This window comes from Pseudoalteromonas sp. JC28 (assembly GCF_013319255.1).
In the GTDB taxonomy this organism is placed as follows: Bacteria; Pseudomonadota; Gammaproteobacteria; order Enterobacterales; family Alteromonadaceae; genus Pseudoalteromonas.
Window position 1 is genome coordinate 821,166 of the sequence record NZ_QOKX01000001.1, and the last position, 17,544, is coordinate 838,709.

Sequence of the window (17,544 nt, forward strand, 5' to 3'; positions counted from 1 at the left end):
GTAACTTAAAACAACACAAAGCAATGTCTTCGCAATTGAGTCCAACTCAATGCGATGACTTAATCCTTTAAGGCGGGCGCTTCCATTATTGACTTTGCAATCTAGCGCTATAATTGATCATAATTTACACTTTTACAACAGTAAAATAGTTAAAAAGTACTAATTATTTGATTCTTGCCTATTTTTAAAGTTTGGCAATAATGACTCAACAATTTCTTTTGCTGAGATGGTATAGCGTACGCCAGAAAATATCACTGATGCATTTTCATCGATCCCTGTAATGCCCGTTAAAGTCCAGCCTTCACCTCTCTCTGGGCAGTAAACTTTCGTCGTTGGTGGGATAACGGTGAACTCTTGACTCATATTCATTCTCCAAAAATGCTAAATTATAAAGCAATGCAAGCGATCATAATATTGAAAGGTATATGTGCTGCAATAAGTGCTACCATTGCGGCAGATACTTAGACCTGAGCATTTTATGGAATTTGAAACACCAAGGCTAGTCATCAGGCCCATAAGGCACAAAGATAATCCGCAGTTATTAGCGTTACTTAATTTACCGCAGGTAAAAGCGTATAACGATTACGGCGATAACCTCACTGAAGTAGACCTTAAATGCATGATCCAAATGGATATTGAGCGTCAATATGAAGGTATAGGTGGTCGTTTTTGCCTCGTGTGTAAAAGCACTAAAGCGGTGATTGGATGTATTGGTTTCTATCACGAAGACGGTGATATTGAGGGCCTACATATTGGCTATGAATTAATGCCTGATTATTGGGGTAAAGGCGTGATGTTTGAAGCTTTACGTTGTCTATTTGCAAACAAAAGCCAGATTGAGTTTAAGCTCAATGTGGTTTTGGCGCATGTATCGGCTGATAATCTTCGTTCATTAAACCTACTCAAGCGTTTGGGGTTTTGCGCTGTTGGAAATAATCTGTATAAAATTGAGTTATAAAAAGGGCAACTTAATCGTTGCCCTAGTACAAATGTGAAAAGAGTTACGAAAGTGCTCGAATTCTTTCATCAAGTGGCGGGTGAGAAGCAAAGAAGTCTGCGATAGACTTACCTGAAGCAATACCAAAAGCCATCATTGAGCCTTCTAATTGCGATTCATGGTTGTGCTTCAAACGCTCTAATGCTGAACGCATTTTTTGCGCACCGACTAAATCCGCTGCACCTTTATCAGCTGCAAATTCTCGTTTACGACTAAAGTAAGCGACAACAACAGAAGCCAAAATACCAAAGAGGATCTGGAATATCATATCAAAAATAAAATATGTCCAGCTTCCACCTGACTCTTCTTCATCGCCATTCAAGAAGTTATCAACAATACCCGCCAATACTTTAGCGAAGAATATAACAAAGGTATTTACAACACCTTGGATCAAGGTAAGTGTAACCATGTCGCCATTTGCAACGTGCGACACTTCGTGCGCAAGCACTGCCTCTGCTTGGTCTTGATTCATGTTGTGGAGTAGGCCAGTACTCACAGCAACTAAGCTGTTATTTTTACTCGGCCCGGTTGCAAACGCATTCATTTCAGGGCTGTCGTAAATCGCAACTTCTGGCATCGCAATTCCTGCTTTTTTAGCTTGCTCTGCGACAGTAGAAACTAACCAATGTTCAGTTTCGTTTCGTGGTTGCTCAATAACATGGGCACCTGTTGATTTCTTTGCAATCCACTTAGACATGTAAAGAGAGATAAAAGAACCACCGAATCCAAATACGGCAGCAATAACCATAATGCCTGTATAGCTTCGGCTAGAAATACCAAACACAGACATTAAGATAGATAATACAATTCCTAACACAAGCATCACTGCTAAGTTAGTGATAAGGAATAAGATGACGCGTTTCATTTTGACCTCGTTAGACAAAAATAAGGAACTAAGTAACTTTTCCCAAGCACTTGCTTATTACACTAGTCCTAGATGCTTTATATGGTCAGAAGTTCAAAAGCACAAGTAAATTCGTATGAATATTCAAAGAAAGAACACATCATACAATTTATTGGTTAACCAGTTTCAACTTCTGAGATAGAGAATGCAGCATCTGGTCAACAGAACTATGCTCATTGCTTAACCCTTCTAATAAGGTCATAAAGTAGCAGTCCATCATAACGGTTGCTTTCAACTCATTGTATTCCTGCTCACTGAATAATAAGTGTTTGAACAAATTGAGTTGCCCCTTAAAGAATTCGCTATGCCAAATAATCCCACAAAGCAGCTCTTTACTGAAATCTCTATTGCTAAGATAAAAAGTAAATAAATACTTTGCATAGTGGCGTAACTTTAAGCTGGCACTATGCTGCTCATCTGATGTTTTCGCTTCATTAATTAGTTCATCTATTTGGTTATGCATTGCGACTTTGAGCATGTCGAGCTTAGTGGGGAAGTGAGAGAAAACCGTTCCCGTTGCCACGTTTGCTGCTTGGGCAATTTGCCGAGTAGTGGTGTTTTCAAAACCATTGTCTTGAAAAAGCTGCCAACTAGCACTGAGAATTTTATTGTACGTAATTTCTCTTTTTTTCATATGGTTACCTTTTTATTTGCGAAGAGAGTGTAGCACAATTCCAGATTATTTAAGAGATAAAGTTTGCAAATAATGAGCGCGCTCATTATTATAATTGAGCGTGCTCATTAAATTTCAATAGGAGTTGTTATGCAATATTTGAGCTTATTCATCGGATACATTCTATTCATCCCTTTTATCTTTTTTTACAGCTATATTCTTGGCCCAGCTTTAAAAATTGTGCTGATCCCTGGTGGTCTCGCGGTGCTATGCCTAATTATGGGTCCTAAAACGTTTTTCTCTCACTTTAACCGTGCTAAAGCATTAAGTATTGAAGAATTGATAGAGTCTAAATAACTCAGGGTGTCATCGCGTGATAATTGCAATAAGTTGATTCTTCGCATTAAAGACGAACTCAGGTATAATGCCCGCAGCTAAGGTGTGAAGGACCTTAGCCCTGTATCGTTCAAAATTAGTCGAGGAATTATTATGACCGTTGGCATCATTATGGGCTCAAAATCAGACTGGCCTACAATGCAACATGCAGCTGAAATGTTAGATAAATTTGGTATTGATTATGAAACTAAAGTGGTTTCAGCTCACCGTACTCCACAGCTTTTAGCGGATTATGCTTCGACAGCAGCAGAACGTGGGATCAAAGTTATCATTGCCGGTGCTGGCGGTGCTGCACACCTACCAGGTATGGCGGCAGCATTTACAAGTCTGCCTGTACTTGGCGTTCCAGTAAAATCAAAAACGCTAAATGGCGTGGACTCATTACTGTCAATTTGCCAAATGCCTAAAGGTGTTGCGGTAGGTACGTTAGCGATTGGCGACGCTGGTGCTGCAAACGCCGGTTTGCTAGCTGCTCAAATTTTAGGTTGTCAGCAGCCTGAGGTTTTTGCAAAAGTAGAAGCGTTCAGAAAAGAACAAACAGAAACGGTATTAGCTAATCCAGATCCTGCGAAATAACATGAATATTCTTGTTTTAGGGGCGGGACAATTAGCCCGTATGATGAGTCTATCGTCAACTCATCTTGATATAAAAGTGTTGGCTTATGATGTTGGCAGTCAAACGGTAATAAACCCCGTTACCTTTGCAACAACACCAGAGTCATTACAGCAAGCCATTGACAATGCTGATGCCATCACTGCCGAATTTGAACATATTCCACATGATGTTTTAGCGCTTTGCGAACAAAGCGGTAAGTTCTACCCTGGCGCAGAAGCAATCGCCACCGGTGGTGATCGCGCGAAAGAAAAAGCACTACTAGATAAAACATCTGTGCCTTGTGCTCCTTTCAAAATCATTACGGATAAAGCGCATTTTCTCACAGCGATTGATGAGTTAGGCATGCCTTTGGTCGTTAAAACCTGTCAGGCAGGCTATGATGGGAAAGGGCAATGGCGAGTAAAATCAGAGTCTGAAATAGATAGTATTTGGGCCGAAATGTCCGACTTTTTGCAAGCAGGCACTGAAGCACAGCCTCACTCTATCGTTGCTGAAAAAATGATACCGTTTGACCGTGAAGTGTCGATTATTGGTGTGCGAGCAAAAAATGGCGAATGTAAAATTTATCCGTTGACTGAAAACCAGCATACCAATGGTGTACTGACCTTATCAATTGCCGGGAAAGAGAAAGCCAATATTCAATCGCAAGCGGAAGACGCATTTGCGAAACTTGCGAATGCACTCGATTATGTTGGTGTACTTGCTATTGAGTTTTTCGATGTTGAAGGTCAATTATTGGTTAATGAAATAGCGCCTAGGGTACATAACTCAGGACATTGGTCTCAACAAGGTGCCCATGTAAGCCAGTTTGAAAACCATATTCGTGCCGTTGCCGGTTTACCGATTGGTGATACAAGGCTGCTTCGCCCAACCGCGATGATTAATGTTTTAGGGCAAAGTCACATTCCATCGCAAGTTCTTGCTGTTCCGGGGACAACCAGTCACTGGTATGGCAAAGATGCGAAACCGGGCAGAAAAATGGGGCATATCAATGTTTCAGCTGACTCACTGCATAAGTTAGGTGAAGCACTGGCAGAGCTTGCTGACATCTTGCCTAAAGCAGACTACCCTGGGGTTATGGAAACCGCTCAGCAATTAATTTTGAATTAGTACTACTGTATTTTAGCAAAAAAGGTCCATTGTTAACTAAAAGCCTAAGCTTCTGATAACTATTGAGTTAGCTCATTCCTTTATCGAAGAGCTCAGGTTGGATATAAAAAATTTAATTTTTTTACCGTAATTTTTGGAACTCTTTTCTGATAGTGCGGTCTACTATTGTGAGGCGCGGATAGGCCTCATTTCATACTCGTTGTCCATCAACGACTATGTGAGCGCAGAGAGTATTTGGCCAGCATCCCTATGCTGGCCTTTTTTTGTCCCACCCATTGTGCTTTTAATCTTAAATCTGTCGATATTCCGCTGGCTTTCTGCTTAAATTAGGCAAATTTAACTATTATAAGAAAGTCACATGTTAAAACTCTCTCTTATCTCGATGGCAGTCGCTTCAGGTTTATTCCTTTCTGGTTGTCAGACCACTGAAGTAAGCCCAAAACCACAACAAGTTGAAGCCAATTCACCAGTCCCACAAGTCGTTGCGACTCCTGTTGATTTTGGTGGTGAGCAGATCACCCTAAAACAAGCAATGGCGCATCCTGATTGGTTGGGAAGACAACCAGAAGGCGCGTATTGGGGGGCCGATAGCAAAACCGTTTTCTATAAGCGTAAGCAAGCTGGTTCAGAGTTAAGAGATCTATTTAAAGTCAGTAGCGCACAAACAAGCGAAGCGGTTTCGCTGTCAGATTTGCATGCCGTTGGTGCTGCAAACGCGATTTATAATAAAGAGCGGTCGCTACAATCTTATGAATTTAAGGGTAACATATTCGTTAAAAACCTGAAGTCTGGCGCTTTAACACAAGTTACTCATTCTTCGAACTATGAGTATGCACCGCAATTCTTAAGTGATAACCGATTAGCTTACCGTTCAGGCAATACGCTGTTTGCGTTCGATTTAGCCACAGGTTTAACCAAAGAACTGGTAAAGTTACATTTATCGGATAAGCCAGAAGGGGTAAAAGAGCCAAATGGATATATCGCTGAGCAGCAACACGAACTGATTCAATTCGTCGCGCTAACGCACAAAAACAGAAAAGATCGAGAAGAAAGAAATCAAGAGATAGAAGCGAATAACGCAAGCATCCAAGATAATCAGTTTTATCTTGGTAAAGGAAAAACGCTTATCTCAGTTAGCTTAGCACCTACTGGTGACAAGTTAATCGCCGTGATCACCGATGATAAACCAAATCGTTCTGACTCTGACATCATGCCTAACTACGTGAGCCAAAACGGTGACATTGATCCGGTAAAAGCTCGCCGCCGCGTTGCAGACACTAAACCAATGAGTTCTGATGTTATTTTCATTGATTTAGCAAAATCAGAGCAAGTCACGCTGAGCTATGATACTTTGCCTGGCTTTGATGAAGATGTACTAGCCGAGGTGAAACGCGAAAATGCTAAGGCCAAAGGTGAATCATATAAGAGTGAAAAAGCACCACGTGATATCAACTTGATCGACACATGGGGCTGGAGTCAATCCGCTATCCAATGGAATAGTGACGGTTCTCAAGTCGCAGTGATGCTTGGTGCTTGGGATAATAAAGACAGATGGTTAGCAACGGTTGATTTTGATAAACAACAATTCGTTTCTCAGCACCGCCTACATGACAATGCTTGGATCAATTACACCTACAATGATTTTGGCTGGTTAAACAACCAAGATGCTTTGTACTATCTTTCAGAGCAAACTGGATATAGCCAGCTTTATGTTAAGCCGCTTAACGGCAAAGCAAAAGCAATGACTTCAGGGAAGTTTGTGGTTTCTGAACCAACCTTAACCCACGATAGTCAATTTGTTTATTACAAAGCCAATAAAGATCACCCAGGTTTATACGAAATTTATCGCGTCAATTTAGCAAGCGGTGAAGATGAGCAGTTAACCGATTTAAATGGCCTGACAGATTACCAGCTAAGCCCAGATGAGCAAAAGCTGTTGTTAACTCACTCAAAAATCATGATGCCTCCAGAACTTTATGTGGCGGATGCAGCGCCAAAAGCAGCGGTGTCACGACTCACTAATACGGTCTCAGATGCATTTTTAAATAAGAAGTTAATTGCACCTAAGATTGTTGCGGTTCCTTCAAGCCATCAAGGTGAGCCTGTCTACGCAAAAGTATATTACCCAGCAGATTATCAAGAAGGCGAAACGGGTAAGAATCGTAAGGCTGTGATCTTTAACCATGGCGCGGGTTATTTGCAGAACTCTCATATGGGTTGGTCTAACTACTTTAGAGAGTTTATGTTCCATTCACTTCTCGCGAGCGAAGGCTATGTCGTCATGGATATGGACTATCGTGGCTCTAAAGGTTACGGTCGAGACTGGAGAACGGCAATCTATCGTCATATGGGTAAACCAGAAATCGAAGATTTGGCAGACGGTGTTGAGTGGATGGTGAACAACGCTAATGTTGACCGTGGTGCTGTAGGTACTTATGGTGGTTCATACGGCGGCTTTATGACATTTATGGCGCTATTTACTCAGCCGGATCTATTCCAAGCAGGCGCAGCTTTACGTCCAGTCACCGATTGGGCCTATTACAATGACCCGTACACCTCAAATATCCTTAATCGCCCAGATGTAGACCCAATTGCATACAAACGCAGTTCACCTATCTATCATGCTGAAGGTTTGAAAAACAAGCTTCTGATCAATGCGCCTATGGTTGATGATAACGTGTTTTTCCAAGATGTTGTGCGCTTGGTGCAACGCCTAATTGAGCTAGAAAAGGAAGACTTTGAAACGGCGATTTATCCAGTTGAACCTCATGGCTTTAGGCAGCCATCAAGTTGGTTGGATGAATACCGTCGTATATACAAGCTGTTCAAAGAAAACTTGTAATCAAATGAGTGGATAAAAAGCCAGCTTAAGCTGGCTTTTTTGTTTTATAAAATAAATAGATAACAGCTAAAACCACACCACCAACTGCACCAAATAGATGTGCTTCAATGGCGACTCTCGAGTCTATCAGTTTGGCTACATCTGCACTTGCACCCGCATATTGCTCCCAACATACCTTTGCCCACACACCAATAAACAACAGATATCCAGTTGTTAGCTTCCGCTTAATATCTTCAAGTGCTCCCCATACGATAAGCCCATGTAATAAGCCACTCAAGCCTGTATATACAACAATGTTTGGCGAAAATAGCAAGATCATGAGCCCGGTAAAGAGGCCAAGAAAAAGTACATTCAGCCAATATTTTCTTAGTCTTGTATATTCGGCATGTAATAGCCAAATAAATAAGATACCAAGCAGGTTTAACATCAAGTGATACCAATTGCTATGGGTAAACTGGCCGCTCAAAATACGCCATATTTCGCCATCAGCAATTGCATTCCTGTCAAAATCTAAGTGTGGGCCAAGCCCGAACAACATTAGTATTGTTGACAATATCGCCAAAGACACAGGGCCAATGAGATATTCTTTGTTCGTTGGCAGTTCAAACATACGATTTCACGTTATTATTTTTGCATATTGTGCCTAATTGCTTTTATGATGCCAAATATAAGACGTAAGCAAAGTGGGTATTATGAAACATACACTTGCATCACTAACCGTGATTGCCGCATTCAGCTTTTCAACCAACACCTTAGCTGAGCAACAAAAAATCGAAATTAGAGAGCCGGAAGCCGCAACAGGTTTCCAATCTAAAGAAGCACGCACCGCAGAAAAGTACATGGTCGTTGCTGCCAATCCCTATGCGAGTAAAGCAGGTCAATTGATGCTCTCAAAAGGGGGAAGTGCGGTTGATGCCATGATAGCGACTCAACTTGTGCTTACCTTGGTTGAGCCGCAATCTTCGGGCGTAGGTGGCGGGGCGTTTATCCTGCACTACGACAAGAAAAGCAATGAATTAATTAGTTTTGATGGAAGAGAAACTGCACCAAAACTTGCAGGCCCTGATCTATTTTTAGATGATACGGGTAATGCGGTTAGATGGATTGAGGCTGTGGTGGGCGGTCGCTCTGTTGGTGTGCCTGGTATTTTACACGCGTTTAAATCAGCACATGACAAATACGGTAAACTGCCATGGCAGGAATTATTTAAACCAGCGATTGAATTAGCTCGAGACGGATTTATCGTCTCTCCACGTTTAAATATGCTGCTTGAGAAAAAACTCAACCCTGGTTTGACAAAGCTCAGTCCTGCAAAAGAATATTTCTATCCGAATGGTAAAGCACTACAACCAGGGGCCCTTAAAAAGAATCTGCCTTTGGCAAACCTATACTACAAGGTTGCAACACAAGGGATCCAAGCCTTTTATGAAGGGCAAAATGCCACCCAATTAGTGGAAGCTGTGCAAAAGTCTGAAATCGCACCTGGAAAATTGGCGCTGAGCGACTTGGAACATTATAAGAGCAAAACCCGAGACGCTATCTGTACGGAATATCGTGTATATAAAGTGTGCTCTATGGCACCGCCTAGCAGTGGTGGTATTGCCGTTTTGCAAATGATGAAACTGCTGGAACCGTACGACCTAGGTAAGTTTAAGGCAAACGACCCAGAAGCTTTGCACCTCTTTACTCAAGCATCTCGCCTAGCGTTTGCCGATAGAGATTTTTACGTAGCCGATCCTGATTTTGTTGAAGTGCCAGCAAAAGCATTGCTTAACGAGCAATATCTATTAGGCCGTAGCAAACTTATCGGTGAAATGGATAATCACGACTTTCCAGTAGGCGACCCGACTTCGGGCACACTCGCTTATGCTATGGATGATAGTTATGAATTACCTTCGACCAGCCATGTGTCGATTGTAGATGCAGAGGGTAATGCTATTTCTATGACAAGCTCGATAGAAATGGCATTTGGCTCGACGGTGATGGTCAACGGATATTTACTCAATAACCAATTAACCGACTTTGCGCTTTCTCCAAAAGTAGGGGATAAATGGGTCGCTAACCGGGTAGAAGCAAACAAACGCCCAAGAAGTTCTATGGCACCTGTAATGGTGTTTAATAAAGATGGGTCGCTTAAATTGATAGTCGGCTCACCGGGTGGCAGCCGTATTATCAACTATGTTGCTCAAACCTTAGTTGGTGTACTGGACTGGGGGTTATCTGTTCAGGCTGCGATTGATTTACCAAAAATCACCAATCGCAATAAGTACACAACGCTTGAAAAAGGCACAGAGCTGACAAAACAAGCACCTTACTTTGAGAAAAAAGGCCATGAAGTACAGATCCGCGACTTAAACTCAGGACTACATGCCATTGAGGTTCGTGGAACACATTTAATCGGTGGTGCAGACCCAAGAAGAGAAGGTGTTGCACTCGGTGAAAGCAGCGAATAAGCCGTGGTTTCTTAAGTGCTTTTAGGCTATAATTTTGCGTTCCAGAAAAATGCGTTTAACGTGCTCTGGAGCGCGTTAATAATGGTCTGATGAGCACTAAATTCATTGTAATTTAATCCTTTTCGACAATAATGAACCCTTAGACTAAAAAATTAGTGTCAAGCTTGTAAATATGACTAAACAAACCGATCCAAATTATCTCTACATTCCCTATTCAGGTCCTACACTATTAGAAACGCCACTGCTTAACAAAGGGAGTGCATTCTCTCAACGCGAGCGTGAAAATTTCAACTTAGCAGGACTACTTCCTCCTCGTTACGAAACAATTGAAGAGCAAGTTGAGCGTTGTTATCAGCAATATTCAAGCTTTAGCGACAACCTAAACAAGCACATTTACTTGCGTGCTATTCAGGATAACAACGAAACGCTGTATTACCGTTTAGTACGCGATCATTTGGAAGAAATGATGCCAATCATCTACACCCCTACAGTAGGTGATGCATGTGAGAAGTTTTCAGATATCTATCGCAGCTCTCGTGGTTTGTTTATTTCTTATGAAGACCGTTATCAAATCGACGATATTTTACGAAATGCCACTAAAGGCAAAGTAAAAGTTATTGTGGTTACAGATGGTGAACGTATTTTAGGCCTTGGCGACCAGGGTATTGGTGGTATGGGTATTCCTATCGGTAAGCTGGCACTTTACACCGTGTGTGGTGGGATCAGCCCAGCTTACACGTTGCCTGTTATGCTTGACGTAGGGACAAACAACGAGAAGTTACTCAACGACCCAATGTACATGGGCGCAAGACACCCGCGTATCAACCAAGCTGAATATGACGAATTCCTAGATTTATTCATTAAAGCGGTTAAACGCCGTTGGCCTAATGTGCTGTTACAGTTTGAAGATTTCGCACAACCTAACGCAATGCCATTATTGAAACGTTACCGCGATGAAATCTGTAGCTTTAACGATGATATCCAAGGCACCGCTGCGGTTACTGTAGGTTCGCTACTAGCCGCTTGCCGCGTGAAAGGAGCGAAGCTCTCGGAACAAAAAGTGGTGTTTGTTGGTGCAGGCTCTGCTGGCTGTGGTATTGCAGAGCAAATTATTAGCCAAATGATTTCAGAAGGGATAACCGACGAGCAAGCGAGAAGCCAAGTGTTTATGGTGGACCGTTTTGGCCTTCTGACAGAAGGCATGGAAGGGCTAAGAGATTTCCAAGAAGCGCTAGTTCAACAACAAGCCAACCTTGCGGATTGGACATACAGTGGTGAATTTGCATCTTTATTAGATGTAATGCACTGTGCAAAACCAGACATCTTAATTGGTGTGTCAGGTCAAGCAGGTTTATTCACTGAGCAAGTGATCCGCGCGATGCATGCAGGGTGCGAACAGCCGATAATTTTCCCACTAAGTAATCCATCACGCCAAGTTGAAGCGCATCCAAAAGATGTGATTGAGTGGACTGATGGTCAAGCAATTGTAGCTACGGGAAGCCCATTTGAACCTGTAGTACATGGTGAGCAAACAATTATCATACCTCAATGTAATAACAGTTATATCTTCCCAGGGATCGGCCTTGGTGTACTTGCAGCTAAAGCGAATCGTATTACAGATAGCATGTTGATGGTATCGAGCGAAATGCTTGCTGAATCATCACCACGTGCTAATACGGGCAAAGGTAGCTTACTACCAGCCCTAACTGAAATTGAGCCGTTGAGTAAACGAATTGCTTTTGCAGTTGCTAAAAAAGCGATGGAAGAGGGCGTTGCACTTGAAATGGAAGACGACGCAATTTGGGCAGCGATAGAGAAAAACTATTGGCTCCCTAAGTATAGAAATTACAAACGCTGTAGCGTCTAATTACTTTTACTTAGGGCCTGTTGATCTTTCAAGTTTGTTTTTGCAGCAGTTTGACTGGTATTTATACAAGGCAGAGCCTGCGTAGCATAGTTATTCTATGTAAGTCAGGTGATAACACAGTAGAAATGCCAGTCAAGCGCTGCCCTTTGGGTTCACCTGAGTGCGCTTTGTTCATTGTTGCTCAACTTTTGCCTAGATTACTAGGCGGCAAGTCGAGCGTCGCGACCAAAACACACTCAGAAGAACAAAAATCAAACAGCAAAGGTCAACAGGCCCTAGCTAAAGCAGAAATCGCCGCCAACTCATATTGGCGGCGATTTTTGTTTATCAATCACGCGTAAAAGTTGAGAGTACCACATATAACTTCTCAGAGTGATAATCACTCATTTTGTTAAAGTTTGTTACCTTGAAATCCAATTCAGTAGTTGTTAATTGAAATATGCTTGAATATGCAGGTATCACTTTTTAGGAGCAAAAGATGCGAATTTTAACTGGCTTACTGGCATTATGTTTATCTGGATTTAGCTTTGCAGGCGCATTGCCTGACTCTCCGCATTTATATGTTAAAGGCACTTCATTTATTCAAGTACAACCCGATGTTGCAACCATCCGTGTTGCCATTACCGAAAAGCAAAAGTCGCTACCCACAGCTAAAGAAAACGTCGATAAGATTATGGCTAAGGCCATAGAAATCGCTAAACGCTTCGATATTAAAGAAGACGATATTCACGCAGAACAGCTGAATGTCTACAGACAGACCCGCTACAATCGTGAATCAAATGAAGAAGAGTTTGATGGTTTTCGCGTAAGTCGTAGCCTTACAGTAAAACTTAAAGACATCAAAAAATACCCGGAGCTACTTCAAGAGTTTGTTGACAGCGGCATCAATCAGTTCAATAACACGGAATTTGGTGTTGAAAATGAAGGCAAGTATCTGCAAAGCCTCAAAAAAGCCGCCATTAAAGATGCAAAGAAAGCAGCTAAAGAACTAGCAGGCGAGTTTGATGTTGAGTTGGCAAAGCTGTACTCAGTTTCATTCCAACCAATGCAAACGCCAGTTCAGCCTTACGTGCGCTCTGCAGCGATGGCAATGGAAGCAGATCAAGGCGCATACAAAAATGCGTATAACACAGGTGCAATTACATTGAACGCGGAAGTTTATGCTGTTTACTTAATTGAGTAATACTGGCTGTGAACTAATTAAACTTATACACTAAGCCCTCCACTGGAGGGCTTTTTATGATCACCGGTTTATATGCGGCATTACTGGCACTAATCTATATTAAACTCAGTTTTAACATAATATCACTCAGACACAGACATAAAGTATCGCTTGGAGATGGTGGTATCGATGAACTGCAAAGTGCAATTCGGATCCACGGCAACTTTATCGAGTACACACCTTTCGTACTGTTAATGATGTTGTTACTCGAAACTCAACAAATCAACCCATATCTACTTCATGCTTTTGGCATTGCTTTTTTGTTTTCTCGAGTTGCACACTATGTTGCACTCGGTAAAACCAACTTTTCAATCAGAAAAGTAGCGATGGCGACAACATATGGAGTAATACTTATTTTAGCGTCATTCAACCTCGTGTATTACTTTATCTAAATATGACAAAACACAAATTTCTGGTAACGGGTTTACCACGAACGGGCACAACAAGTCTGTGTATTGCTGCATTAGGTGCTGGATACAAAACAGCACACACGGCATACACAAGGCAAGCGTTAGACTGCGCTGAGTTTATTGCTGACACGCCCGTTTTTGCTGACTATGAAAAACTATATGCTTTATATCCTGAAGTTAAAATAGTACATTTGACACGAGATTTTGAGCAATGGCTTCCCTCAATTAAGCGTTTGATGACGGCAATGAAAGAAAATTTACTGTCACAAAAAGGGGGCTTTAACGACACCATTAAGCGTTGTTATTTGGAAACTTTTCCTGATTTTGACAAACATTTTGAAGACGATGGTTATTGGCGGGATTGTTATAGCAAGCATCATGATAGGGTGCTTAGCTTTGCAAAAATGAATCATATTCCTATTATAATGGTCAATCTAACCGCAACTGATGCCGAGCAAACGCTTGCCGAATTTATAGGCGTGACTCAAGAAAAAGTGACCATTCCGCATGTCAATATCGGTGGTAAAGTCACTGCATGGAAGTGGTTTTCACACCCCAATAAAGTGGAATCGACACGTAATGGCAAAGCAGATAAAGACACAGCGCTCTTTAGCATGCAAGTTCGCTCGAGCGTCTGAGTTTGTTATACTCACCACAAGCTGTATATACAAGATAGAATTATGTTTGAATTAAAATATCACACACCTTTTAGCTGGACTGAAAAAGTCCTAGCCGACTTTGATACCTTTCTTCAAGATCACGCCGCTGCAGAAAAAAAAGCAGCCGGAATGGCGATGGCAATGCTTGGTCATTACCCAGACAGGATCAAGCTAGTAAAAGCGATGGCTGATCTCGCAATAGAAGAAATGATCCATTTTAAACAGGTACTTAAGATCTTAACCGAGCGTGGTACGCTACTAGGGAACGATCAAAAAGACCCCTATATAAAGCAAATGCGTGCATTGTTCCGCCAGGGCACAGATGAATATTTAATTGATAGATTGCTGATTGGCGCAGTAATTGAGGCTAGGGGCCATGAGCGTTTTTCTTTAGTTGCAGAAGCGCTTCCTGAAGGCAAAGAGAAAGACTTTTATGTTGCCATTGCCAAGTCAGAAGAAAAACACAAAAACCTCTTTGTGGAGCTCGGCTACGAGTATTTCGACAAATTAACGATAGACAAACGTTTAGAGGAAATTCTCATCGCAGAAGCGGGTATTTGTAAGCGTATTCCATTTAGCGCAGCGCTTCATTAGAATAAAATAACTGGGATTAAATAATAATAACAAGGACATAATAATATGAAATTAAATGCTTTTTTATGCTTCAGCTTCCTTTTAACAACAAATTTTGCTGCAAGTGCTGAGACTTTTAGCGCGTTGGATGCGTGGAAAGAACTCGATAATAACTTGCAAACCCATTACGCATATCTAGATGACTTTAAAGGTTACCAGCAAACTCGGCAACTATTTGAGAATAAGTTAAATAATTTAGATTCAAAGCAAGCATTTATTGACTTAAGCCAAGCATATTTACGCCACTTTACAGATCCGCATCTCAATCTTGGTCCATTAAATGAAGAGGATTACAGTGTGTATCCAACAGGTGCAGATATGTATGTCGAGTTTAATGATAACAGCGCACTTATTATTGACGTAAAACGGAGCAGCGATGCAGACGTTAAAGGGATAAAACCTGGAGATAAAGTGACAAGGATAGATGGCAATACAATATCGCAAGCCATCCAAGACGTAATGCAGGTGCCATTGAGTCAATTAAATAAGGCTCAGAAGAGTTACGCACTGAATATTGCGTTAGGAGGAAAACGTTATCAAAAACGCGAAATTGAATTTCAACGGGATACAAAGTTAGCAACTGTCGAACTTGCCGCAAGTTATGATGCGATAAATGCGCTAGGTAATGGGCCTAAAGTATCCTACGAAAAAATAGATGAATTTGGTCATATTCGATTTAATAACGCCATGGGCAACGCCCAAACCGTTGATGAGTTTAAAGCTGCATTAAAGCTCTTAGGTGAAGTGAAAGGTTATGTTATTGACCTTAGAAATACACCCAGCGGCGGGAATACTGGTGTCGCAGAACCCATACTTGGACATTTTACTGCTGCGCCAAGCGTGTATCAAAAGTACCGTACTCAAACGGGATCTGTACAATTCAACAAAGCAGAGTTAAAAGACGCGCTCACTAAACCAGCAAAGCAACAAATAAAGGTACCGTTTGTTGTACTTGCTGGGCGCTGGACTGGCAGTATTGGAGAAGGCATGACAATTGGCTTTGATGCTTTGGGTGCGGACGCAGTAATTGGCGCACCGATGGCTGATTTGCTTGGCGGCATCAAACGTCTCGTCCTTGATCAAAGTGACGCATGGGTTGAAGTTGGATTTGAACGTTTATATCACGTAAACGGTAGTTATCGTGAAGACTTCGAACCAAATATAATCGTGGCTGGCGACATGGACAACAATGGTAAGGATGTAGCGCTAGAAACAGCAGTGTCAGTTTTATATTCGAAAACGGATGAGCAGGTCAAAAAGTAGCCCATAAACATCCAACGTAATTTTGATTGTACAAGAGAGTAAGTTAGTCTCTCTTTTAATTTATAGTATTTAACATAATATAAATTATAGGATGCAATTATTTCCAGTATTAGCAGCAGCAAGAAGCTAAATAAATCACCAATTAATGTCCAATACTAGACGGTATCGGACATTAATAAAAAGTTTACTGTATTTTCTATTGAGCTATGGTTTCGCTTTTTATAGTATGTGGTTGAATTTGTAATTTGAAGTATCGACATATGGAATTTGTAAGACCTCTAGAACCAATCTTGATAATTGATGACGCTGTTGAGATCAGAGATTTTCTGACACAGATTTTGGAGAACTTAGGGTTTGAAGAAGTTTATGGTTGTGAAGACTTTGATTCTGCAAAGCCGCTACTAAAACATAAACAACCCAGTGTTGTCTTTTTAGATATTGAGCTTCCCGATACAGATGGCACCGAAATTCTTTCCTACATAAACGAAAACTTTCCTGTGGCTCATGTCATCATGTGCTCTGGCCATAATAGTATGGAGAATGTTCAAAATACTTGGGAACTTGGTGCTAAGGGCTTTATCGCTAAACCTTTCAATGCACATAAAGTGGATTCGGTAATGAAGCGTTTAGAGCTGGTTACATGAATGAAGAAATAAAGAAACTTACCGATGCGCTCTCTACCGTTATTTTAGAAAAGCCTGAACAAATAAAACTCGCGATCTGCAGTCTTTTGTGTCGCGGCCATCTTCTAATCGAAGATTTACCAGGTATGGGTAAGACGACGCTATCTCATTCTCTTGCTGATGTGTTAGGCCTGACATATCGTCGCGTGCAATTTACTAGCGATCTACTCCCAGCTGATATTACCGGCACTTCTATTTTTAACCGTGAACATCAGTCTTTTGAATTCCATCCTGGTCCAATTTTCAGCCAAGTTTTACTGGCCGATGAAATCAACCGCGCAAGTCCAAAAACTCAAAGCGCGTTGTTGGAGTCCATGGAAGAACATCAAGTAACCATCGATGGCGTAAGCCATGAGCTCCCTAGCCCATTTTTTGTGATTGCAACGCAAAATCCTCAGCATCAATCTGGCACGCATCCACTGCCTGAGTCACAACTAGACCGCTTTTTTATGCGTATAAGCTTAGGATACCCCTCGGAAATGGCAGAAGCGCAGCTAATTAAATTAGCTGGGAAAGCGAGAAAACTGACTCAAGCACCACAAGTGATCGATGGTAAAACACTGTTAGCCTATCAACAAGTTGTGCCTAACATTGTGCTAAGTGACGCTATTATTGATTACATCCTTCGCTTAGTTAACTACACACGAAGCTCAGGTCAATTTAGCGATCCTTTGTCGCCAAGAGCTAGCATCGCACTTGCAGCCGCAAGTCGTGCATATGCGTTTATTAGTGGTCGAGATTTCGTCATACCCGATGATGTTCAAGCCGTTTTCACTTCAGTCTGTGCCCATCGACTTGGCGTTACCACGACTAATGAAGCAGAAGTTCAGACACAGGTCTTTCAAAACGTACCGGTACATTAAGCATGATTAACCG

At 41.6% G+C, this 17,544-nt stretch carries 19 protein-coding genes; 15 read left to right on the forward strand and 4 right to left on the reverse strand.

The window, feature by feature from the left end; all coding sequences use genetic code 11:
• Window positions 1–159: 159 nt before the first annotated feature.
• Window positions 160–363 (reverse strand): hypothetical protein, encoded by a 204-nt coding sequence (locus DS891_RS03515; protein WP_174168859.1) that lies wholly within the window; start codon window positions 361–363, stop codon window positions 160–162.
• Between the two features lie 115 nt (window positions 364–478).
• Here DS891_RS03515 and DS891_RS03520 point away from each other — a divergent pair, with 115 nt between their 5' ends.
• A complete protein-coding gene (locus DS891_RS03520; protein WP_010604777.1) occupies window positions 479–958 on the forward strand; it encodes a GNAT family N-acetyltransferase in 480 nt (159 codons plus the stop codon).
• A 43-nt stretch (window positions 959–1,001) separates the two neighbouring features.
• Here the strand turns inward: DS891_RS03520 and htpX are convergent, their stop codons facing one another.
• Both htpX and DS891_RS03530 read right to left on the reverse strand, forming a co-directional pair.
• Window positions 1,002–1,862, reverse strand: a complete 861-nt coding sequence (htpX, locus tag DS891_RS03525) for a protease HtpX (RefSeq protein WP_010604776.1) — start codon at window positions 1,860–1,862, stop codon at window positions 1,002–1,004.
• A 148-nt stretch (window positions 1,863–2,010) separates the two neighbouring features.
• Entirely contained in the window at window positions 2,011–2,535 is a 525-nt protein-coding gene (locus DS891_RS03530; RefSeq protein WP_174168860.1) for a TetR/AcrR family transcriptional regulator, read from the reverse strand.
• Between the two features lie 129 nt (window positions 2,536–2,664).
• On the opposite strand from DS891_RS03530, the gene DS891_RS03535 reads away from it, so the two are divergent.
• From DS891_RS03535 to DS891_RS03550, 4 genes are all read left to right on the forward strand, one after another.
• Window positions 2,665–2,871, forward strand: coding sequence for a hypothetical protein (locus DS891_RS03535; RefSeq protein ID WP_174168861.1), 207 nt, complete (start codon window positions 2,665–2,667; stop codon window positions 2,869–2,871).
• Between the two features lie 132 nt (window positions 2,872–3,003).
• Window positions 3,004–3,486, forward strand: coding sequence for a 5-(carboxyamino)imidazole ribonucleotide mutase (purE, locus tag DS891_RS03540; RefSeq protein WP_102056812.1), 483 nt, complete (start codon window positions 3,004–3,006; stop codon window positions 3,484–3,486).
• Between the two features lies 1 nt (window position 3,487).
• The gene (locus tag DS891_RS03545) at window positions 3,488–4,636 is read left to right on the forward strand and encodes a 5-(carboxyamino)imidazole ribonucleotide synthase (RefSeq protein WP_174168862.1); all 1,149 of its coding nucleotides are present in this window, start codon (window positions 3,488–3,490) and stop codon (window positions 4,634–4,636) included.
• Between the two features lie 358 nt (window positions 4,637–4,994).
• Window positions 4,995–7,478: a prolyl oligopeptidase family serine peptidase gene (locus DS891_RS03550; protein ID WP_174168863.1), complete on the forward strand. Its 2,484-nt coding sequence runs from the start codon at window positions 4,995–4,997 to the stop codon at window positions 7,476–7,478.
• 25 nt (window positions 7,479–7,503) lie between these two features.
• On the opposite strand, the gene rrtA is transcribed toward DS891_RS03550, so the two are convergent.
• On the reverse strand, window positions 7,504–8,088 hold the full coding sequence (gene rrtA, locus DS891_RS03555; protein WP_174168864.1) for a rhombosortase: 585 nt from the start codon (window positions 8,086–8,088) through the stop codon (window positions 7,504–7,506).
• Between the two features lie 82 nt (window positions 8,089–8,170).
• Here rrtA and ggt point away from each other — a divergent pair, with 82 nt between their 5' ends.
• From ggt to DS891_RS03600, 10 genes are all read left to right on the forward strand, one after another.
• The gene (gene ggt, locus DS891_RS03560) at window positions 8,171–9,931 is read left to right on the forward strand and encodes a gamma-glutamyltransferase (RefSeq protein ID WP_174168865.1); all 1,761 of its coding nucleotides are present in this window, start codon (window positions 8,171–8,173) and stop codon (window positions 9,929–9,931) included.
• Window positions 9,932–10,103: 172 nt separating this feature from the next.
• Window positions 10,104–11,798 carry an NAD-dependent malic enzyme gene (locus DS891_RS03565; RefSeq protein WP_010604769.1) on the forward strand — a complete coding sequence of 565 codons (1,695 nt, stop codon included), beginning with the start codon at window positions 10,104–10,106 and terminating at the stop codon, window positions 11,796–11,798.
• A 125-nt stretch (window positions 11,799–11,923) separates the two neighbouring features.
• On the forward strand, window positions 11,924–12,139 hold the full coding sequence (locus DS891_RS24765; RefSeq protein ID WP_320076054.1) for a hypothetical protein: 216 nt from the start codon (window positions 11,924–11,926) through the stop codon (window positions 12,137–12,139).
• Between the two features lie 137 nt (window positions 12,140–12,276).
• Window positions 12,277–12,981, forward strand: coding sequence for an SIMPL domain-containing protein (locus DS891_RS03570; RefSeq protein WP_174168866.1), 705 nt, complete (start codon window positions 12,277–12,279; stop codon window positions 12,979–12,981).
• Window positions 12,982–13,037: 56 nt separating this feature from the next.
• A complete protein-coding gene (locus DS891_RS03575) occupies window positions 13,038–13,412 on the forward strand; it encodes an MAPEG family protein (protein WP_017217387.1) in 375 nt (124 codons plus the stop codon).
• Between the two features lie 2 nt (window positions 13,413–13,414).
• Window positions 13,415–14,068: a sulfotransferase family protein gene (locus tag DS891_RS03580; protein WP_174168867.1), complete on the forward strand. Its 654-nt coding sequence runs from the start codon at window positions 13,415–13,417 to the stop codon at window positions 14,066–14,068.
• A 42-nt stretch (window positions 14,069–14,110) separates the two neighbouring features.
• Complete coding sequence (locus DS891_RS03585) at window positions 14,111–14,683, forward strand: tRNA-(ms[2]io[6]A)-hydroxylase (protein ID WP_174168868.1); 573 nt, start codon at window positions 14,111–14,113, stop codon at window positions 14,681–14,683.
• A gap of 45 nt (window positions 14,684–14,728) precedes the next feature.
• Window positions 14,729–15,985 carry a S41 family peptidase gene (locus DS891_RS03590; protein ID WP_174168869.1) on the forward strand — a complete coding sequence of 419 codons (1,257 nt, stop codon included), beginning with the start codon at window positions 14,729–14,731 and terminating at the stop codon, window positions 15,983–15,985.
• Window positions 15,986–16,245: 260 nt separating this feature from the next.
• A complete protein-coding gene (locus tag DS891_RS03595; protein ID WP_010372856.1) occupies window positions 16,246–16,629 on the forward strand; it encodes a response regulator in 384 nt (127 codons plus the stop codon).
• A complete protein-coding gene (locus tag DS891_RS03600) occupies window positions 16,626–17,531 on the forward strand; it encodes a MoxR family ATPase (RefSeq protein WP_010604759.1) in 906 nt (301 codons plus the stop codon). The genes DS891_RS03595 and DS891_RS03600 overlap by 4 nt, the downstream gene beginning before the upstream one ends.
• The last annotated feature ends 13 nt before the right edge of the window (window positions 17,532–17,544 follow it).

Bases quoted from the DNA above. Each gene is read 5' to 3' on its own strand.
- DS891_RS03565 (WP_010604769.1), top strand. From the start codon at position 10,104: ATGACTAAACAAACCGATCCAAATTATCTCTACATTCCCTATTCAGGT.
- rrtA (WP_174168864.1), bottom strand. From the start codon at position 8,088: ATGTTTGAACTGCCAACGAACAAAGAATATCTCATTGGCCCTGTGTCT.
- DS891_RS03580 (WP_174168867.1), top strand. From the start codon at position 13,415: ATGACAAAACACAAATTTCTGGTAACGGGTTTACCACGAACGGGCACA.
- htpX (WP_010604776.1), bottom strand. From the start codon at position 1,862: ATGAAACGCGTCATCTTATTCCTTATCACTAACTTAGCAGTGATGCTT.
- DS891_RS03515 (WP_174168859.1), bottom strand. From the start codon at position 363: ATGAGTCAAGAGTTCACCGTTATCCCACCAACGACGAAAGTTTACTGC.
- purE (WP_102056812.1), top strand. From the start codon at position 3,004: ATGACCGTTGGCATCATTATGGGCTCAAAATCAGACTGGCCTACAATG.
- DS891_RS03535 (WP_174168861.1), top strand. From the start codon at position 2,665: ATGCAATATTTGAGCTTATTCATCGGATACATTCTATTCATCCCTTTT.
- DS891_RS03590 (WP_174168869.1), top strand. From the start codon at position 14,729: ATGAAATTAAATGCTTTTTTATGCTTCAGCTTCCTTTTAACAACAAAT.
- DS891_RS03520 (WP_010604777.1), top strand. From the start codon at position 479: ATGGAATTTGAAACACCAAGGCTAGTCATCAGGCCCATAAGGCACAAA.
- DS891_RS03545 (WP_174168862.1), top strand. From the start codon at position 3,488: ATGAATATTCTTGTTTTAGGGGCGGGACAATTAGCCCGTATGATGAGT.
- DS891_RS03585 (WP_174168868.1), top strand. From the start codon at position 14,111: ATGTTTGAATTAAAATATCACACACCTTTTAGCTGGACTGAAAAAGTC.
- DS891_RS03530 (WP_174168860.1), bottom strand. From the start codon at position 2,535: ATGAAAAAAAGAGAAATTACGTACAATAAAATTCTCAGTGCTAGTTGG.
- DS891_RS03595 (WP_010372856.1), top strand. From the start codon at position 16,246: ATGGAATTTGTAAGACCTCTAGAACCAATCTTGATAATTGATGACGCT.
- ggt (WP_174168865.1), top strand. From the start codon at position 8,171: ATGAAACATACACTTGCATCACTAACCGTGATTGCCGCATTCAGCTTT.
- DS891_RS03550 (WP_174168863.1), top strand. From the start codon at position 4,995: ATGTTAAAACTCTCTCTTATCTCGATGGCAGTCGCTTCAGGTTTATTC.
- DS891_RS03570 (WP_174168866.1), top strand. From the start codon at position 12,277: ATGCGAATTTTAACTGGCTTACTGGCATTATGTTTATCTGGATTTAGC.
- DS891_RS24765 (WP_320076054.1), top strand. From the start codon at position 11,924: ATGCCAGTCAAGCGCTGCCCTTTGGGTTCACCTGAGTGCGCTTTGTTC.
- DS891_RS03600 (WP_010604759.1), top strand. From the start codon at position 16,626: ATGAATGAAGAAATAAAGAAACTTACCGATGCGCTCTCTACCGTTATT.
- DS891_RS03575 (WP_017217387.1), top strand. From the start codon at position 13,038: ATGATCACCGGTTTATATGCGGCATTACTGGCACTAATCTATATTAAA.